The following is a 16,025-nucleotide window of genomic DNA, read 5'->3' on the forward strand; positions in this document are numbered from 1 at the left end:
GGACCGCTCGACGTCGCGAAGAACCCGAATGGTTCGGAGGGTTCGGAGGGTTCGGAGAATTCGGAGGACTGGCAGAGCCGGGCGGAGGAGGACGGGTACCGCCCGTCCGAGCGGCGGCTGGCGCACGAGGCGTACCGGCGCTCGCGCGCCCGCCGCTCGACGCTGATCGCCACCGCCTCGACCGTGCTGACGGCGGTGGCGCTGTATCTGCTGGTCGTCAACTCCCCCGGCTGGGAGGTGACTCGGCGGACCTTCTTCAACCTGGACTACGCCCGCCAGGCACTGCCCGAGGTGTTGCGGGGGCTGCGGCTCAACCTGGAGCTGATGCTCGGCTGCGGGGTGCTGATCCTGGTGTTCGGGCTGCTGCTCGCGGTGCTGCGGACGCTGCGCGGGCCCGTGTTCCTGCCGGTGCGGCTGCTGGCCACCGCGTACGTGGACTTCTTCCTCGGGCTGCCGATGATCATCTGCCTGCTGGTGATGATCACCGGGGTGCCGGCGCTGCGGCTCACCGGGGTGACCACCGATCCGCTGCTGCTCGGCGGGGCGGCCCTGGTGCTCACGTACTCGGCGTACGTGTCGGAGGTGTTCCGCTCGGGCATCGAGTCGGTGCACCCGAGCCAGCGGGCCGCGGCGCGGTCGCTGGGACTGACCAACACCCAGGCGATGCGGTACGTGGTGCTGCCGCAGGCGGTGCGGCGGGTGGTGCCGCCGCTGATCAACAACCTGGTCAGCCTGCAGAAGGACACCGGGCTCGTGTCGATCGGCGGCGCGATCGACGCGGTGTACGCGGCGAAGATCATCGCTGCGCACTCCTTCAACTTCACGCCGTACCTGGTGGCGGGAGTGGTGTTCATCGTGCTGACCATCCCGCTGACCCGGCTCGCCGACTGGCTGACCGGGCGGATGAACCGTCGGCAGCTGCAGGGAGGTGCGGTGTGAGCGGGACCGAGGTGCTCCGGCTGGAGTCGGTGCGCAAGACCTTCGGCGACCAGGTGGTGTTGCGCGACGTGGACCTCGCCGTGCCCGAGCACTCGGTGACGGCACTGATCGGGGCGTCCGGCTCCGGGAAGTCCACGTTGATGCGCTGCGTCAACCTGCTGGAGGGGATCGACGACGGGGCGATCTTCCTGGACGGCGAGGAGATCACCGACCCGCGCGCGGACGAGGACGCCGTGCGGCGCCGGATCGGCGTGGTGTTCCAGTCGTACAACCTGTTCCCGCACATGACGGTGCTGGAGAACATCACGCTCGCGCCACGGCGGGTGCACCGGGTCGGACGGGCGGAGGCCGAGGCGACGGCACTGGAGCTGCTGGACCGGCTCGGGCTGGCGGCGAAGGCGAAGGAGTACCCGGACCGGCTCTCCGGTGGGCAGCAGCAGCGTGTCGCCATCGTGCGGGCACTGGCGGCCGGGCCCCGGCTGCTGCTGCTCGACGAGATCACCGCGGCGCTCGACCCGGTGTTGGTCGGGGAGGTGCTGGCGGTGGTCCGGGACCTCAAGGAGCAGGGGATGACGATGGTCCTCTCCACCCATGAGATGGGCTTCGCCCGCGAGGTCGCCGACCGGGTGTGCTTCCTGGACGGCGGGGTGGTGCTCGAACAGGGGCCGCCGGAGCAGGTGTTCGGCGATCCCCAGGAGGAGCGGACCCGGCAGTTCCTCAGCCGGGTCGTCGCCTCGGGGCGGCTCCAGGGCTGAGCGGCCGGTCGGGGCATGGGGCGCCCGGGGTGGATCGCACGACGGCGGTCACCACTGTGCGCCCCTGTACGCGCCCTGGTCGCGTCGGGGGCGCAGCGGTGATCGTGGAAGGGACGATCGTCGCCGGGGCGGAAAAGGACGGGGAACGGATGACAGCTGACGGATTTCAGCTGACAGATTCTGAAATCTGTCAGCTGAAATCCGTCAGCTGTTCGCTGCCCGTCGTTCGCCGCCCGCCACCCCCGGGAGGCCGCCGTTGCACGGGCCCACTCTGGTCAACTGGCTCCTCGCCCTCCTCACCGCCACCGCCGGTGCCTACTGCCTGACCCGCCTGCGGCAGGCCTCCTGCGCCACCACCGCCCCCGGCTCCCGCCGCGCCCACCCGCCGCTCGCCCGGGAATCCGACGCCGCCGAAGCCCTGATGGGGCTCGGCATGGCAGCGATGGCCGTCACCGGCGCCACCGTCCCGGCCGCCGTCTGGGCGTGCCTCTTCGCCCTCCCCGGTGCCGTCTTCCTGCTCGCCGCCCTGCACGCCCCCACCGGCCGGGCACACCGGCTGCACCACGCGGTCGGAGCGCTCGCCATGACGTACCTGGCCCTGGCGATGACCGTCTCCCCCGGCGGACACCACCACCACGCCACCGCCCTCGGCACGCCCCTGCTCACCGGCGCGCTGCTGCTCTACTTCGGCGGCTACTCCCTGTGGGCCGGCGCCCGGCTGCTGCGCACCCCGGCCGGCACCCTCGTGCTCGGCACCACCGGTCTGCCCCGGGCCTGCCGGCTGACCATGGGCATCGGCATGTTCGCCATGCTCCTGACCATGTGACCCGACCATCCCGCACGAGCCGAGGCCCACACCGCCACACGAGCCGAGGCTCACGCCGGCGCGCGTGCCAAGGCCCACACCGAAGCCGCGCGGAAGCCCACACCGAAGCCCCGCCAAAGCCCGCGCCCGCGCGTGGCGTTGGTCACTGGCCCGCGGAAAGCCGTTCCACCGGACGTCGCCAGCACATAGGTTGGCAGGGAGCGCCTTGTCGCGTTCCGTGCGTACTCGGGGAGCCCATGCGATGACTGCCCTGACCGGCCTGCTGCTGCTCGGCCTGCTGCTCTCCACCGTCGTGCCCCGGCTGCTGGCCCGGGCCCGCTGGGTGGAGCGCGAACCGGTGCTGGCGCTGCTGGTGTGGCAGTGCATCGTGCTGGCCGTACTGCTGTGCTGCGCCCTGGGTCTGGTCCTCGCCGCCTCCGCCGCCGAGCCCGAACTGCGCGCCTGGGTGTTCGCCGGCGCCCCGCACGGCGTGGAGGACGCGTACGGCCTGGAGGACGCCGAGGGTTGGGGCCGGCTGTGCGCCGCGGTCCTGGCGGCGGGCGCGCTGCAGACGGTGCTGGCGCTCACCCGCGAGGTCCGTACGGCCAAGGCCCTGCGCAACCGTCGGCACGCCCAACTGGCGAACCGCGCACCGGAGTTGCCCGAGGCGATCGAGACCGCTCGGAGTCGCCGGGAGAGGCTGGTGGTGCTGGAGAACGTCCGGCCCGAGGCCTGGTCGCTTCCCGGTCCGAACTCCCGCCTGGTGGTCACCACCGGTGCCCTCCAGCAGCTCACCGCCCGGGAGTTGGCGGCGGTGCTGAGTCACGAGCGCGGACACGTCCGGGCCCGGCACCACTGGCTGCAGCAGTTCGCCCAGGCGCTCGCCTCCGGATTCCCCGGCATCGGCGTGTTCCGCGCCTTCCGGGACCAGGTGGCGGAGCTGGTCGAGCTGGCGGCGGACGACCGGGCGGCGCGTCGGCACGGCCGGCACACCACGGCCCTCGCACTGGCCGAACTCAACCTGGACCGTGGGGTGTTCGGCGCATGTCCGCCCGGTCTGGCGCAGTCCCCGAAGCGGGTCGACCGGCTGCTCGCGGGCCGCCCCCGGCTGTCCGTCCCGCACCGGCTGCAGCTGACCGCCGCCGCCCTGGCCGCACCCGCCGCGGCCGTCCTGCTCGCCGTCGCCCCAGGGCTCCGCTCGCTCCTCTGACGCACCCAGCCGTAACGACGTTGACGGCGCGTCAGTCCGATGCGGCCCCTCCGCAGAGCGGAGCGAAGTGGCCGCCGAGCGTCAGCCCGAGCACCTCGCGGTGGAGCGGCCGGGCCTGGTCGTAGCGCTCCCGCCCGGCCTCGGTCAGGGCGATCATGATGCCCCGCCGGTCACTCGTGCACATCGCCCGGGTCACCAGTCCGGCCTTCTCCAGGCGGGCGATCAGCCGGGACAGCGCGCTCTGGCTCAGATGGACGGTGGGCGCCAGCTCGCTCGCCCGAAGGGCGTGGCGACCTTCGGCCTGACATCCCTCCACCAGGCGTTCCAGCACCTCGAACTCGCTCATGCCCAGCCCGTACTTCTCACCGAGCTCACGGTCGAGCGCACAGACGGCCGCGGCATGGCGGGCGAGCAGCTCGCGCCATTCCGCGATGAGACCGGCCTCCGCCGAGGCTTCGAGGGAGTCGAGTTCAGCCACGCCGCCAGCCTAGCACGTGCATCGTAAATTTATGCATTCACATCTTATTCATTTGCATTGAATGCACACGCATGTACTGTCCTCTCCATGACCACCGCGACCGTCACGCCACCCGACGCCCCGTCAACCAGCGGGCTGCACTGGACACCCCGCCTCTGGGGCACCCTCGTCGTGCTCTGCGCCGCCATGTTCCTGGACGCCCTGGACGTCTCGATGGTGGGCGTCGCCCTCCCCTCCATCGGCTCCGAACTGCACCTCTCGACCTCCACCCTGCAGTGGGTGGTCTCCGGCTACGTGCTCGGTTACGGCGGCCTGCTGCTGCTCGGCGGACGCGCCGCCGACCTGCTCGGCCGTCGCCGGGTCTTCCTGGTCGCGCTCAGCGCCTTCGCCACCGCCTCACTGCTCGGCGGCCTGGTCGACGACGGCGGCCTGCTGATCGCGGCCCGCTTCCTCAAGGGCGTCAGCGCCGCCTTCACCGCCCCGGCCGGCCTGTCGATCATCACCACGACCTTCGCCGAGGGCCCCGCCCGCAACCGGGCGCTGTCGATCTACACCACCTGTGGCGCCAGCGGCTTCTCCCTCGGCCTGGTGCTGAGCGGTCTGCTCACCTCGGTCGGCTGGCGCTGGACCTTCCTGATGCCGGTCCCGGTCGCGCTGCTCGCCCTGCTCTTCGCCGTCCGCCTGCTCCCCCGCCCGGTCGAGGAGCCCGCCAAGGGCGGCTACGACGTGCTCGGCGCGATCACCGGCACAGCGACCGTCCTGCTGCTGGTGTTCACCGTGACCGAGGCCCAGGGCGCCGGCTGGCTGAGCCTGCGCACCCTCGGCTCGCTGGTCGTGGTCGCCGCGCTGGCCGCCGCGTTCCTGCTGGTGGAGAGCCGCACCGCCCATCCGCTGGTCCGGCTCGGCATCTTCCGCAACGGTTCGGTGGCCCGGGCCAACGTGGTCGCCTTCACGATGACCGGCGCGTACGGCGGGTTCCAGTTCGTCGTCACGCTCTACCTGCAGCACCTGCTCGGCTGGTCGGCCCTGCAGATGGCCCTCGGGCTGCTGCCGGCCGGTGCCTTCATCGCCCTCTCGGCACCGTTCATGGGCCCGATCGTGGACCGCTTCGGCACCGCCCGGCTGCTGCCGATCGGCCTGCTGGCACTGGCCGGCGCCTTCGCCCTGTTCCTGCGCCTGGACGAGCACAGCTCGTACCTGGTCCTGGTGCTGCCCTCGATGCTGCTGCTCGGCGTGGGCTTCGCGCTGGCCTTCCCCTCGGTGAACATCGCCGCCACCGACGGGGTGGCCGACGAGGAGCAGGGGCTGGCCTCGGGGCTGGTGAACACCGCGATCCAGGTCGGAACCGCCGTCGTGCTGGCCGGGGCGACCGCGATGATCACGGCCGGCAGCGCGGGCGGCGACAGCGCCCAGGCCCAGTTGGACGGCTACCGGCCGGCGCTGGTCCTGGTCACCGCGGTCGCGCTGGTCGGACTGGTGGTGGCCGCGGTGGGTGCCCTGGTGGACCGACGCCGGAATTCAACTCCCATGTCGGTGTCGGATTATGATTATCCGCCTGCCGGGCCATCCGTGGCCCGGACCGGAGTCCTGACCGAGCGCTGACCCCCGGCCCTCGCCCACGGTCGACCCCTGACCGCCGGGCACTGGTGCCGGCTCCACCAAACCCCCGTGTTGGTGGAGCCGGCCGTCCCTGCACCGGCCGCCCGGGCGGCACCCGTCAGGGCACGGTTCCACGGCGCGGCCACCGGCTCCGCAAGTATATTGGCCCGGAGCCAACGAACGTTCGGAGCAGACACGATGGCACCTCGCGGGGATTCGGTCAACGAGGAGATGCGGCAACGCTCCCGTCGACGCATCATGCGGGCCACCATCGAGCTGGTTGACCAGCGCGGTTACGCCGGCACCACGCTGACCGACATCGCCGAGCGCGCCGGACTGGCCCGTGGCCTGCTCTCGTACTACTTCGACGGCAAACGACTGCTGATGCAGTCCGCCACGCACCGGTTGATGCACCAGGCGCTCTCCGGCGCGCTGGCCGAACTGCCGCCCGGCGCCTCCCCCGAGGCCCGGCTGGCCCGCGCGATCGACACCGTCCTCAGCCTGGCCATGGACCACCCCCGGGTGATGCGCTCCCACCTGGCGCTGATCCTCGACCCGGACACCGGCGCCTTCGTCCAGGACCCGGAGCAGCAGCAGGTCGGCGCGATCCTGCAGGGCCTGCTGGAGGACTGGGGAGCGCCGGACCCGGTCGCCGAGCACGCGGTGCTGCGCAGCGCGCTGATGGGCGGCTGCATCGGGGTGCTGCTACCGGGCGCGGAGATCCCGCTGGCGCCGATCCGGGCCGACCTGTTCGGCCGCTACGACCTGGCCTGGGAGCTGGGCCGTCCGCCGCAGCCGCTGCCGCCGGAACGCGAACGGCCGCCGGCCCGCGGTTGACCGCGGGGCAGTCGGCCGACCGCCGGACGCTTCCACGAACAGCACTCACGAGCAGCGCGCGCGGGCGGCGCGCACGAACGCCTCCCGGGAACAGCTCCCGGGAACGGCGCGAGAACAGCGGATCTCCCAGGCCCCGCCCGGGAGTTGCTCAGCGCTCCTTCAGGATCGAGGCAAGCAGGTCTATCGTGCGCTCGGGCGTGAGGCTGTCCACGCAGAGCCGCTCCATGACCTGGACGTACGCGTCGACGTCGTCCCGCTTGTCCAGGTAGAGCGCGCTGGTGAGCTGCTCCAGGTAGACCACGTCCGCGAGGTCCTGCTCCGGGAACCGCAGGATCGTGAACGCCCCGGACTCGCCCGCGTGCGCGCCGAAGCGGAACGGCATGACCTGGATGACCACGTTGGCCTGCTCGGCGACGTCGATCAGGTACTGCACCTGACCACGCATCACCTTGGGCCCGCCGACCGGCCGGCGCAGCGCGGCCTCGTCGATGACCGCCCACAGGCGCGGATTGGCACCCTCGGTCAGCAGCTTCTGGCGGCGCAGCCGGAGGCTGACCCGCCGCTCGACCTCCTCTTCGCTGATGACCGGCCGGCTCTGGCCGAAAACCGCCCGTGCGTACTCCTCGGACTGCAGCAGTCCGGGGATGAACTGCACTTCGTAGGTGCGGATCAGCTGGGCGGCCTCCTCGAGGCCGACGTAGGTCTGGAACCAGCCCGGCAGCACGTCGTTGAAGCTGTGCCACCAGCCGGACTTGTTGGCCTCGCGGACCAGGCCGAGCAGGGCCTCCCGCTCCAGGCCGTCGTCGACGCCGTAGAGGCTGAGCAGGTCGGCGACGTCGCGCTCCTTGAAGCTGACCCGGCCGAGCTCCATGCGACTGATCTTGGACTCGGACGCGCGGATCGCGTAGCCCGCGTCCTCACGGGTGATCCCGCGCGCCTCGCGCAGGCGGCGCAGCTGCGAGCCGAGGAGGATCCGGCGGACCATCGAGCCGCCGCCCGGCTGAACTGTGGTCATGCGGTCGAAACCTCCACCTAGGGCAAACAGCGCACAGTCTGCCATCAGTTGAGCGCTCACGGTGCCGATACTGACGGATGTTCCTATCAGTTCTGCACTCCGCGCACCAGGATGCACGTGCATCCGGCGCTTGCATATGCCAATAGTGCGACTGCACGTGAATCGACTCTTGCATCTGCAGTGAGCGCACACCACCATGGTGCACGTGCACCTGCACATCCCTGGCAATCCCGCGGGCTCCGCGTCGACCCCACGCGCGACTCCGTGCACCGGCCCGGCGGCGTCCCCCGCGCCACCGGGCGTTCGAGTGCGCGCGCGCCTGGTCGAGGGGGCGGCCGAGCGGCCGAGCGAGTCGGAGGTGACCGGCATGACCCCGGCGGGTCCAGCCGTGTCCGCCCCCTTATGGGAGGAGCTCTTCATGAGCACCGGTACGGCTTTGGCGGTTGACCCCCATGTGGTCACCTGTACGCTCGCTCCTCGTTTTGAAGCCGTGAGAACCGCGCGCGACTTCGCCCGGACCGCTCTTCAGCGCTGGGGCCTGATGGAGTTGTTCGACGATGTCGCGCTGGTGGCCTCGGAACTCGTGACCAACGCGCTCCGGCATGCGATCGGCGCACGACCCGACCCGGCGGGCGGCGCCCTGGGCGAGTACGACTTTCCCACACAGCCGACCCCGGACGGACGGCTGCCGATCCGAATAAGCCTGGTGCACCGCGCGCCCCAGGTGGTCTGCGCGGTGAGCGATCCCAGTTGCATCGGCCCGGTGGCCCGGGAGGCGGACTTCGTCGCCGAATCCGGGCGCGGGCTGCACCTGGTGGAGTCGTTCAGCCGCTCCTGGGGCTGGCACCCGCTGGGCAGCGGCAAGGTGGTCTGGGCCGTGTTCGCGACGGAGCCGGCCGGCGGCGGGCTCGACGGCTGCAGGGCACTGGACGGTACCGCGCTGGACGGACGGCTCGACCTCGGTGGCCGGCACCGGCGCTCGGCCTAACGCCACACGGCGCACGGCCGCCCGAGGGGCGCCCCGGGAGGATCACACCCCGAGCCCTTCAGCCAAGCCACCGCGCCGGATCGCACCGGACCGCGAAACCGGCACGGACAACGGTCCGAGCACTGGTCCCGGCACCGGCTCGCCCGACCGGACGCTCCGGCCCGGAGGAAGCGGGCAGCCCGCGGGGCCGCCCGCGGCCGTACAGCAGGCCCCGCCGTACGGCGTCCACCGCGCAACCGCACGGAAGCAGGAAGGCCCGCCGCCGGGCGAGGACGGCCCGGCAAAGACAAAGGCCGTCGTGGTGTCAGCACCCACGACGGCCCCCCGATGGTGAAGCGGCCGGTCAGACGGCCAGGTGGTCGAACTCCCCGTCCTTGGCCCCCAGCAGCAGGGCGGCGATCTCGGCCCGGGTGTAGATGAGCGCCGGACCGTCCGGGAAGCGCGAGTTGCGCATCGCCACGTCGCCGCCCGGCAGGGCCGCGAACTCGACGCAGTTGCCCTGGGAGTTGCTGTGCCGGCTCTTCTGCCAGACCACCCCCTTGAGGTCCGCGGCGGCCATCCCGTTGTAGGTGTGGTTCGAGCCGTGCGTGTCCTGCGAGTCGTGCATAGAAGTCTCCCGAAGAGCTCCGGAGTTGTCGTCCAGCGCGGCGCCCCCGGCACCGCCAGAACGGACCGGCCCCGTACCGGCCCGGCACAACGCCTCACTTGACGCGATGATAGCCGCAGTGCACGTGCATCAGCACGGGACGTTGCAGGTGCATCGGGCCTTTTGTCGGCCGCCCCGAACTCTTCACGGACCCTTCTCCTGACGGTACGTAAACGGACATAGCCCACTGAATCGACGGGTCGTCCATAACCGGCCGTGAGCGGCCCCCCGCTGAATGTTGATCTTCGAATGCCGGGAGTCGCGCCGCCGTGACCCTCCGTCAGACCGCCGTCCGACTGTGAGACATCTCACGCGTCCCGGGTGCAACGCGCCGCCCCCCGGGACACGTCGAGGCAACTGCGCGGGCCCGCTCGGGCATTGGGCGAGGAATGTCCGGATTGTAGGCAATTCGCCCGGACCAGCGCGACAGCGACACGGCCTCCGCACCACGACCACCCGAAACCCGTACGGCAGCCGACTGCAGGCCTGACGGGCCGATGTCCTACGATCTCCGGCATGAGCACCGCAGCCATCCCGGGCGCGCCACTGCCCGTCCGCACTCCAGGCTCCCGTGCGCGGGGGCGCCACCGTCGCCCCGAGCGCCCCGAGATCCGCACCGGCTCGCCGGCCCTGGTGCTCGCCGTGCCCGCGACCGCGGGGCCCGAGTCCCGTTCGGTCGTCGAGGAGCTGCTCTCGATCGTCCGCAGCGAGCACGCCGGCGTCCAGGCCGCGGTCGGTTACCTCCCGGCCGACGGCGCCGAGGCCGGGGACTCCGAGGACCGCACCGTGGCGGAGCTGCTGGCGGCCGCCGCCGAGGCCGGACTGCCGACGCCCGTCGTGGTACCGCTGGTGCCCGGGCCGCACGGCTTCCTGACCGAGCTTCACGCCCTCGCCGCCGAGTACGGCGCGACCGTCACCGACGCGCTGGGCCCGCACCCGCTGCTCGCCGAGGCCGTCCACGTACGGCTGTCCGAGGCCGGGCTGGCCCGGGCCGACCGGGCCCGGCTGTTCGCCATCGCCACCGCCGCGGACGGCGTGGTGCTGACCACCGTCGGAGGTGAGGAGGCGGCTGCCGCGGCCGGAATCACCGGCGTGCTGCTGGCCGCCCGACTGGCCGTCCCGGTCGTGGCCGCGGCGCTCGACGTGCCCGGCTCGGTCGCCGACGCCGTCAACCACCTCAAGGAGACCGGCTCCCAGCGCCCGGCGCTGGCCCCGCTCGTCATCGGCCCGGAGGCGGACTCCGAGCTGCTCGCCACGGCCGCCGAGGAGACCGGCTGCCCGTCGGCGGCGCCGCTGGGCGCCTACCCGACCGTCGGCCAGCTGATCGCCTCCACCTACCTGGCCGCACTGCCGACGCCGACGGCGGAGGAGCTCGCCGAGGCCGAGGCGGAGGCCGCTGCCACCGGCGGGGCCGGGGAGGGCTCCCGACGTGCCCACGCGGCCGCTGAAGGGCCCGTGGAGGGCTAGCGAACCCACGGACCGCCTGTCACGACACCCGCACCACCGAAGGGGCCCGGAACGGCTGCGTTCCGGGCCTCTTCGGCTTGTTCGGATTGCCCCGCAGGAGAGTTAAGTGGCCAATGACCCGTAATGTCCGTTCTGGTGCCATTTGTCGATGAATGGTCGGCACGTCGTCGGGCGCTCGATTCGCCGGCACCCCCCGACCGGAAGGCCGCGCCCCCACCGCGCTTCAACGCTCCGTCACATTTCTCCTGAGGCTGAACCAGCTCGCGGAATACATCGCGGAATTGCCGGAAAACGATCATTTACGATCACGAATTGCGAGCCATTCGCGCTTTCCAGTAAACCGTGATGCGCATCACAGATATTTGCAGTTCGAACTTAAGTCTGCTTAACGTGCTCCCCGTTCGTGACCACACGGACCCAGTTCATCCGCGACGCCGAGTCCTGCCGTCGGATGTCCTGGCAGCGCGAAAACGCACCACGGCAGGAGCGGGGGAACCACAGGTAAGTCGCCCCGGACCGCTTCCCGGAAACGGTCCTGGGCTAGGGGTGAAGCCGCGCCCAACAGCGCGGCCGGGCAACTCCAGCCCGAATCCGACAGCTCACCTCGCAGGCGTGGGAGAGGACCGCGTCTTCATGCTGCCTTCCAACGGCAACCGCCTGTCCAGCCGTACCCGTCGCGTGATCGCCGCCCTCGGCGTCGCGGGCGTCGGCCTCACGGTTCCCTGCCTCACCACCGGCACCGCCAACGCCGCCTCCGTCGCCACCTGGGACAAGGTCGCCCAGTGCGAGAGCAGCGGCAACTGGAGCATCAACACCGGCAACGGCTTCTACGGCGGCCTGCAGTTCACCTCCAGCACCTGGGCCGCCTTCGGTGGCACCGCGTACGCCCCGCAGGCCAACCTCGCCACCAAGGACCAGCAGATCGCCATCGCCGAGAAGGTCCTGGCCTCGCAGGGCCCCGGCGCCTGGCCGGTCTGCTCGGTCCAGGCCGGTCTTACCAAGGGCGGCGCCCCGGCCGCCGTCGACACCGCCTCGGCCGCCAAGCCCGCCCAGGGTCAGGCCCAGGCCGCGAAGCCCGCCGCGGCGTCCGCGCCCGCCCAGGACCAGGCGAAGGCCTCCGGCGACTCCGCCGCCGCCAAGTCCGCCAACAGCGACTGGGCGCAGAAGCGCCAGGCGCAGGCCCAGGCCGGCGACTACACCGTCGTCGCGGGCGACTGGCTGTCCTCCATCGCGGACAAGCACAACGTCCAGGGTGGCTGGCAGCACCTGTACGAGCTCAACCGCAGCACCCTCACCGAGGGTCCGGACATGATCTACCCGGGCCAGCGCCTGACCTTCGGTGACGCCGGCTCGGCCCAGGCCGACAAGTCCTCCACCGCCACCAAGTCCGGGTCGGACTTCGCCTGGTTCGACCGCTCGCAGAAGTCCGGCCAGGCCTCGAACGGCGGTGCCGTGGACGCCAAGCCGGTCGCCCAGACCAAGGCCCCGGCCGTGAAGCCGGCCGCCCAGGCGCAGACCCCGGCCCCGGCCGCCACCGGCAGCATGGCCGCCGCGGTCTCCTTCGCCAAGTCGAAGGTCGGCCAGGCGTACGTCTACGGCGGCACCGGCAACGGCGGTTGGGACTGCTCCGGCCTGACCCAGGCCGCGCTGCGCGCCGCGGGCATCAACATCCCGCGCGTCGCCGCCGACCAGGCCGCCGCCAGCACCCACGTCTCGCTGGACAGCCTGCAGCCGGGCGACCTGCTCTTCTGGTCGAACAACGGCAAGGACTCCGGCGTCTACCACGTCGCCATCTACATCGGCGGCGGCCAGTACGTCGAGGCCGCCAACCCGAGCGTGGGCGTCCGCCTCCAGACCATCGCCAACTGGGCCCCGGACTTCGCCGGCCGGGTCTGAGCAGCGCGCACACCGGACAGCTGACAGGTGACGGATCACAGCTGACAGCTGACGGATGACAGATTTCATCATCTGTCATCCGTCATCCGTCGGTTGTCGGCCGTCACCCGACCGCCCCGGGGAGAGTCTGGTCGCTCCTCCCCGGGGCTTCGGCGTGCCCGCCCGGACGCACTCGCAGCGCCGTATTCCGCATGGTCAAACTCCGACGCAGGGGGCATGCTGCTGCTCTGCACCCGAGGAGGAGTCACCATGGCCCAGGTCACCATCACGCTCGACGCGAACCTCGCGATCGACGCGATGCTGCTCTCCGGTACCAAGAATCCACAGGACGCCGTCGAACTGGTCGTGCGCGACTACCTGGCCCGCGGCCGCCGGACCGAGACCCGGACCGGCGACGCGGGCGACGGCCACCGGGTCGCCACCGACCGCCCGAACGTCCAGGAAGGCTGACCGGGCGCACACGCCGACGGGCCCCGGAGAGGCAACCGCCCTCCGGGGCCCGTCAGTTGGCACAGATATCGAGCAGCCTCAGCTACCGAACAGCCACAGCGCCCGAACAGCCACAGCTACCGAACCGCCACAGCTACCGAACCGCCACAGCGCCCGAGCAACCTCAGCGCGCGCAGGCCCCCGTGGAGCCCCGCATCACCAGCTCCGGCTGGAACATGAACTCCCCGCGCTGGGCGGCGTTCCCGCCGACCTCCTCCAGCAGCGCGTCCACCGCGGCCGTCGCCATCGCCTCGACCGGCTGGCGGATCGTGGTCAACGGCGGCTCGGTGAAGGCGATCAGCGGCGAGTCGTCGAAGCCGACCACCGACACGTCCTGCGGCACCGACAGCCCGCGCTGGCGCACCGCCCGGATCGCCCCGAGCGCCATCATGTCGCTCCCGCAGACGATCGCCGTGCAGCCCTTGTCGAGCAGCGCACCGGCCGCCGCGTGCCCGCCCTCCACGCTGAACAGCGTGTGGTGGACGAGGCCTTCCGCCTCCTCCTGGCTGAGCCCGAGCACCTCGCGCATCGCCGCCGTGAAGCCCTCGATCTTGCGCAGCACCGGCACGTACCGCCGCTGCCCGACCGCCAGGCCGATCCGCTCGTGCCCGAGCTCGGCCAGGTGCTGGACGGCCATCCACATCGCGGCCCGGTCGTCCGGCGAGATGAACGGCGCGTCGATCTTCTCGCTGAACCCGTTGATCAGCACGAACGGCACCCCGCGCCCGGCCAGCCGGGCGTAGCGGTCGTGGTCGGCCGTGGAGTCGGCGTGCAGCCCGGAGACGAAGACGATGCCCGCCACGCCCCGGTCGACCAGCATCTCGACCAGTTCGTCCTCGGTGGATCCGCCCGGGGTCTGGGTGCACAGCACCGGCGTGAAGCCGTGCCGGCTGAGCACCTGCTCGATCACCTGCGCCAGCGCGGGGAAGATCGGGTTGCTCAACTCCGGCGTGATCAGCCCGATCAGCCCGGCGCTGCGCTGGCGCAGCCGGGTCGGCCGCTCGTAACCGAGCACGTCCAGCGCCGCCAGGACGGTCTGCCTGGTGGCGGCGGAGACGTTCGCCTTGCCGTTGAGCACGCGGGAGACGGTGGCTTCGCTGACCCCCGCCTGTGCCGCGATGTCTGAGAGTCGCGCCGTAGTCACGGTCCCAGAGCCTATTGCAACCACGTCAGACCGCCCACCAGCCGGTGGTGTCCGGAGCGAGCACCGTCTCGCCGCCGTCCACCACGAGTTCGGTCGAGGCGAGCAGCAGCCGACCCGGGGCGGCCATCCGCACCGGCTCGCCGGTGGTGTTCACCGTGCAGACGAAGGAGCCGCGCCGGAAGGCGAGGGTGCCCTCGGGGCTGTCCAGCCACTCGACCTCGGTGCCGGCGCCGAGGTCGGGCCGGGCCCGTCGGACGGCCAGCGCGCTGCGGTAGAGCTCCAGGGTGGAGGACGGGTCGCCGGTCTGCGCCTCGACGCTCAGTTCGGCCCACTCGGCCGGCTGCGGCAGCCAGGACGGCCCGCCCGCGACCGGTCCGAAGCCGTACGGGGCCTCGCTGCCGGACCACGGGATCGGGACGCGGCAGCCGTCGCGGTAGCCGTCCTGACCGGCCTGCCGGAAGAAGGACGGGTCCTGGCGGACCTCGTCCGGCAGGTCGGTGACGTCCGGCAGGCCGAGCTCCTCGCCCTGGTAGACGTACGCGGAGCCGGGCAGCGCGAGCATCAGCAGGGTGGCGGCGCGGGCACGGCGCAGGCCGAGCGCACGGTCGCCGGGGGTGCGGATCTGGGTGCCGAGACCGGGCTCGTTGGCGAAGCGGGTGGCGTGCCGGGTGACGTCGTGGTTGGACAGCACCCAGGTGGTGGGCGCGTCGACCGGGCGCATCGAGTCGAGTGAGACGTCGATCACCTCGCGCAGCGCGGCGGCGTCCCAATCGGTGCCCAGGTACTGGAAGTTGAAGGCCTGGTGCAGCTCGTCGGGGCGGACGTAGTTGGCGGTGCGCTGGACGGTCGGGGTCCAGGCCTCGGCGACGCCGATCCGCTGTCCCGGGTACTCGTCGAGGATCTTGCGCCAGCTGCGGTAGATCTCGTGCACGCCGTCCTGGTCGAAGAACGGCATGACGTCGTTGCCGAGCAGCTTGAGCTGGTCGGCGCCGCCGAGGTCGGGCAGGCCGGGGGCCTTGACCAGGCCGTGGGCGACGTCGATGCGGAATCCGTCCACGCCCATGTCCAGCCAGAACCGCAGGATCGAGCGGAACTCGTCGGCGACGGCCGGGTTCTCCCAGTTGAAGTCGGGCTGCTCGGGGGCGAACAGGTGCAGGTACCAGTCGCCGGGGGTGCCGTCCGGGTTCTCGGTGCGGGTCCAGGCCGGGCCGCCGAAGATGGACTCCCAGTCGTTGGGCGGCAGTTCGCCGTTCTCGCCCTTGCCGGGTCGGAAGTGGTAGCGCTCGCGCAGCGGGGAGCCGGGGCCCTCGCGCAGGGCGCGCTGGAACCACTCGTGCTGGTCCGAGGAGTGGTTGGGGACGAGGTCGACGATGATCCGCAGGCCCAGCTGGTGGGCGTCGCGGATCAGCGCGTCGGCGTCCAGCAGGGTGCCGAACATCGGGTCGACGGCGCGGTAGTCGGCGACGTCGTAGCCGGCGTCGGCCTGCGGCGAGGCGTAGAACGGGGAGAGCCAGACGGCGTCCACGCCGAGGTCGCGCAGGTACGGCAGGCGGCTGCGGATGCCGGGCAGGTCGCCCATGCCGTCGCCGTTGGAGTCGGCGAAGCTGCGCGGGTACACCTGGTAGATGACCGCGTCCCGCCACCAGCCTCTGGCCGCGCTGCCAGTCACAGGATCCAGGGCGGCCGCCTCGTGAGCGGTGTCGGCGGCAGGCCGGGAGGTGTCGGCCAGGTTCTGGGTCATGGACGGTATCCCTTGG

The 16,025-nt window shown here is 71.8% G+C and carries 15 protein-coding genes and 1 riboswitch; of the genes, 10 read left to right on the plus strand and 5 right to left on the minus strand.

Translation table 11 applies throughout. From position 1 onward, the window contains the following. Positions 1–117: 117 nt before the first annotated feature. The 4 genes from O1G21_RS07710 to O1G21_RS07725 all read left to right on the plus strand — a co-directional run bounded on the left by O1G21_RS07710 (position 118) and on the right by O1G21_RS07725 (position 3,709). Complete coding sequence (locus O1G21_RS07710) at positions 118–939, plus strand: amino acid ABC transporter permease (protein WP_270150822.1); 822 nt, start codon at positions 118–120, stop codon at positions 937–939. After that, positions 936–1,694: an amino acid ABC transporter ATP-binding protein gene (locus tag O1G21_RS07715; RefSeq protein WP_270141930.1), complete on the plus strand. Its 759-nt coding sequence runs from the start codon at positions 936–938 to the stop codon at positions 1,692–1,694. The genes O1G21_RS07710 and O1G21_RS07715 overlap by 4 nt, the downstream gene beginning before the upstream one ends. A gap of 256 nt (positions 1,695–1,950) precedes the next feature. Then, a complete protein-coding gene (locus tag O1G21_RS07720) occupies positions 1,951–2,520 on the plus strand; it encodes a DUF5134 domain-containing protein (RefSeq protein ID WP_270141932.1) in 570 nt (189 codons plus the stop codon). Between the two features lie 241 nt (positions 2,521–2,761). Further along, a complete protein-coding gene (locus tag O1G21_RS07725; RefSeq protein ID WP_270141934.1) occupies positions 2,762–3,709 on the plus strand; it encodes a M56 family metallopeptidase in 948 nt (315 codons plus the stop codon). A 31-nt stretch (positions 3,710–3,740) separates the two neighbouring features. Here O1G21_RS07725 and O1G21_RS07730 read toward each other — a convergent pair whose 3' ends face one another. After that, entirely contained in the window at positions 3,741–4,187 is a 447-nt protein-coding gene (locus tag O1G21_RS07730; protein WP_270141936.1) for a MarR family winged helix-turn-helix transcriptional regulator, read from the minus strand. Positions 4,188–4,274: 87 nt separating this feature from the next. Here O1G21_RS07730 and O1G21_RS07735 point away from each other — a divergent pair, with 87 nt between their 5' ends. Both O1G21_RS07735 and O1G21_RS07740 read left to right on the plus strand, forming a co-directional pair. After that, positions 4,275–5,789 (plus strand): MFS transporter, encoded by a 1,515-nt coding sequence (locus O1G21_RS07735; RefSeq protein WP_270141938.1) that lies wholly within the window; start codon positions 4,275–4,277, stop codon positions 5,787–5,789. A 228-nt stretch (positions 5,790–6,017) separates the two neighbouring features. Beyond that, on the plus strand, positions 6,018–6,623 hold the full coding sequence (locus O1G21_RS07740; RefSeq protein ID WP_270141940.1) for a TetR/AcrR family transcriptional regulator: 606 nt from the start codon (positions 6,018–6,020) through the stop codon (positions 6,621–6,623). A gap of 148 nt (positions 6,624–6,771) precedes the next feature. Here the strand turns inward: O1G21_RS07740 and O1G21_RS07745 are convergent, their stop codons facing one another. Next, positions 6,772–7,638 (minus strand): helix-turn-helix domain-containing protein, encoded by an 867-nt coding sequence (locus tag O1G21_RS07745; RefSeq protein WP_270141941.1) that lies wholly within the window; start codon positions 7,636–7,638, stop codon positions 6,772–6,774. 418 nt (positions 7,639–8,056) lie between these two features. Between O1G21_RS07745 and O1G21_RS07750 the strand changes: the two genes are divergently transcribed. Further along, positions 8,057–8,626 (plus strand): ATP-binding protein, encoded by a 570-nt coding sequence (locus O1G21_RS07750; RefSeq protein WP_270141943.1) that lies wholly within the window; start codon positions 8,057–8,059, stop codon positions 8,624–8,626. Between the two features lie 343 nt (positions 8,627–8,969). On the opposite strand, the gene O1G21_RS07755 is transcribed toward O1G21_RS07750, so the two are convergent. Then, a complete protein-coding gene (locus O1G21_RS07755) occupies positions 8,970–9,233 on the minus strand; it encodes a DUF397 domain-containing protein (RefSeq protein WP_270141945.1) in 264 nt (87 codons plus the stop codon). A 555-nt stretch (positions 9,234–9,788) separates the two neighbouring features. Here O1G21_RS07755 and O1G21_RS07760 point away from each other — a divergent pair. From O1G21_RS07760 to O1G21_RS07770, 3 genes are all read left to right on the plus strand, one after another. Next, on the plus strand, positions 9,789–10,739 hold the full coding sequence (locus O1G21_RS07760) for a hypothetical protein (RefSeq protein ID WP_270141947.1): 951 nt from the start codon (positions 9,789–9,791) through the stop codon (positions 10,737–10,739). A 453-nt stretch (positions 10,740–11,192) separates the two neighbouring features. Then, positions 11,193–11,365, plus strand: a riboswitch (cyclic di-AMP (ydaO/yuaA leader). A 7-nt stretch (positions 11,366–11,372) separates the two neighbouring features. After that, positions 11,373–12,635, plus strand: coding sequence for a transglycosylase family protein (locus tag O1G21_RS07765; protein ID WP_270141949.1), 1,263 nt, complete (start codon positions 11,373–11,375; stop codon positions 12,633–12,635). Between the two features lie 249 nt (positions 12,636–12,884). Next, a complete protein-coding gene (locus tag O1G21_RS07770) occupies positions 12,885–13,085 on the plus strand; it encodes a hypothetical protein (RefSeq protein ID WP_270141951.1) in 201 nt (66 codons plus the stop codon). A 163-nt stretch (positions 13,086–13,248) separates the two neighbouring features. Here O1G21_RS07770 and O1G21_RS07775 read toward each other — a convergent pair whose 3' ends face one another. Both O1G21_RS07775 and O1G21_RS07780 read right to left on the minus strand, forming a co-directional pair. Next, a complete protein-coding gene (locus O1G21_RS07775) occupies positions 13,249–14,268 on the minus strand; it encodes a LacI family DNA-binding transcriptional regulator (protein WP_270141953.1) in 1,020 nt (339 codons plus the stop codon). Between the two features lie 25 nt (positions 14,269–14,293). Then, a complete protein-coding gene (locus O1G21_RS07780) occupies positions 14,294–16,009 on the minus strand; it encodes a glycoside hydrolase family 13 protein (RefSeq protein WP_270141954.1) in 1,716 nt (571 codons plus the stop codon). Positions 16,010–16,025 lie beyond the last annotated feature (16 nt).

It is taken from the genome of Kitasatospora cathayae, assembly GCF_027627435.1.
Classification (GTDB): Bacteria; Actinomycetota; Actinomycetes; order Streptomycetales; family Streptomycetaceae; genus Kitasatospora; species Kitasatospora cathayae.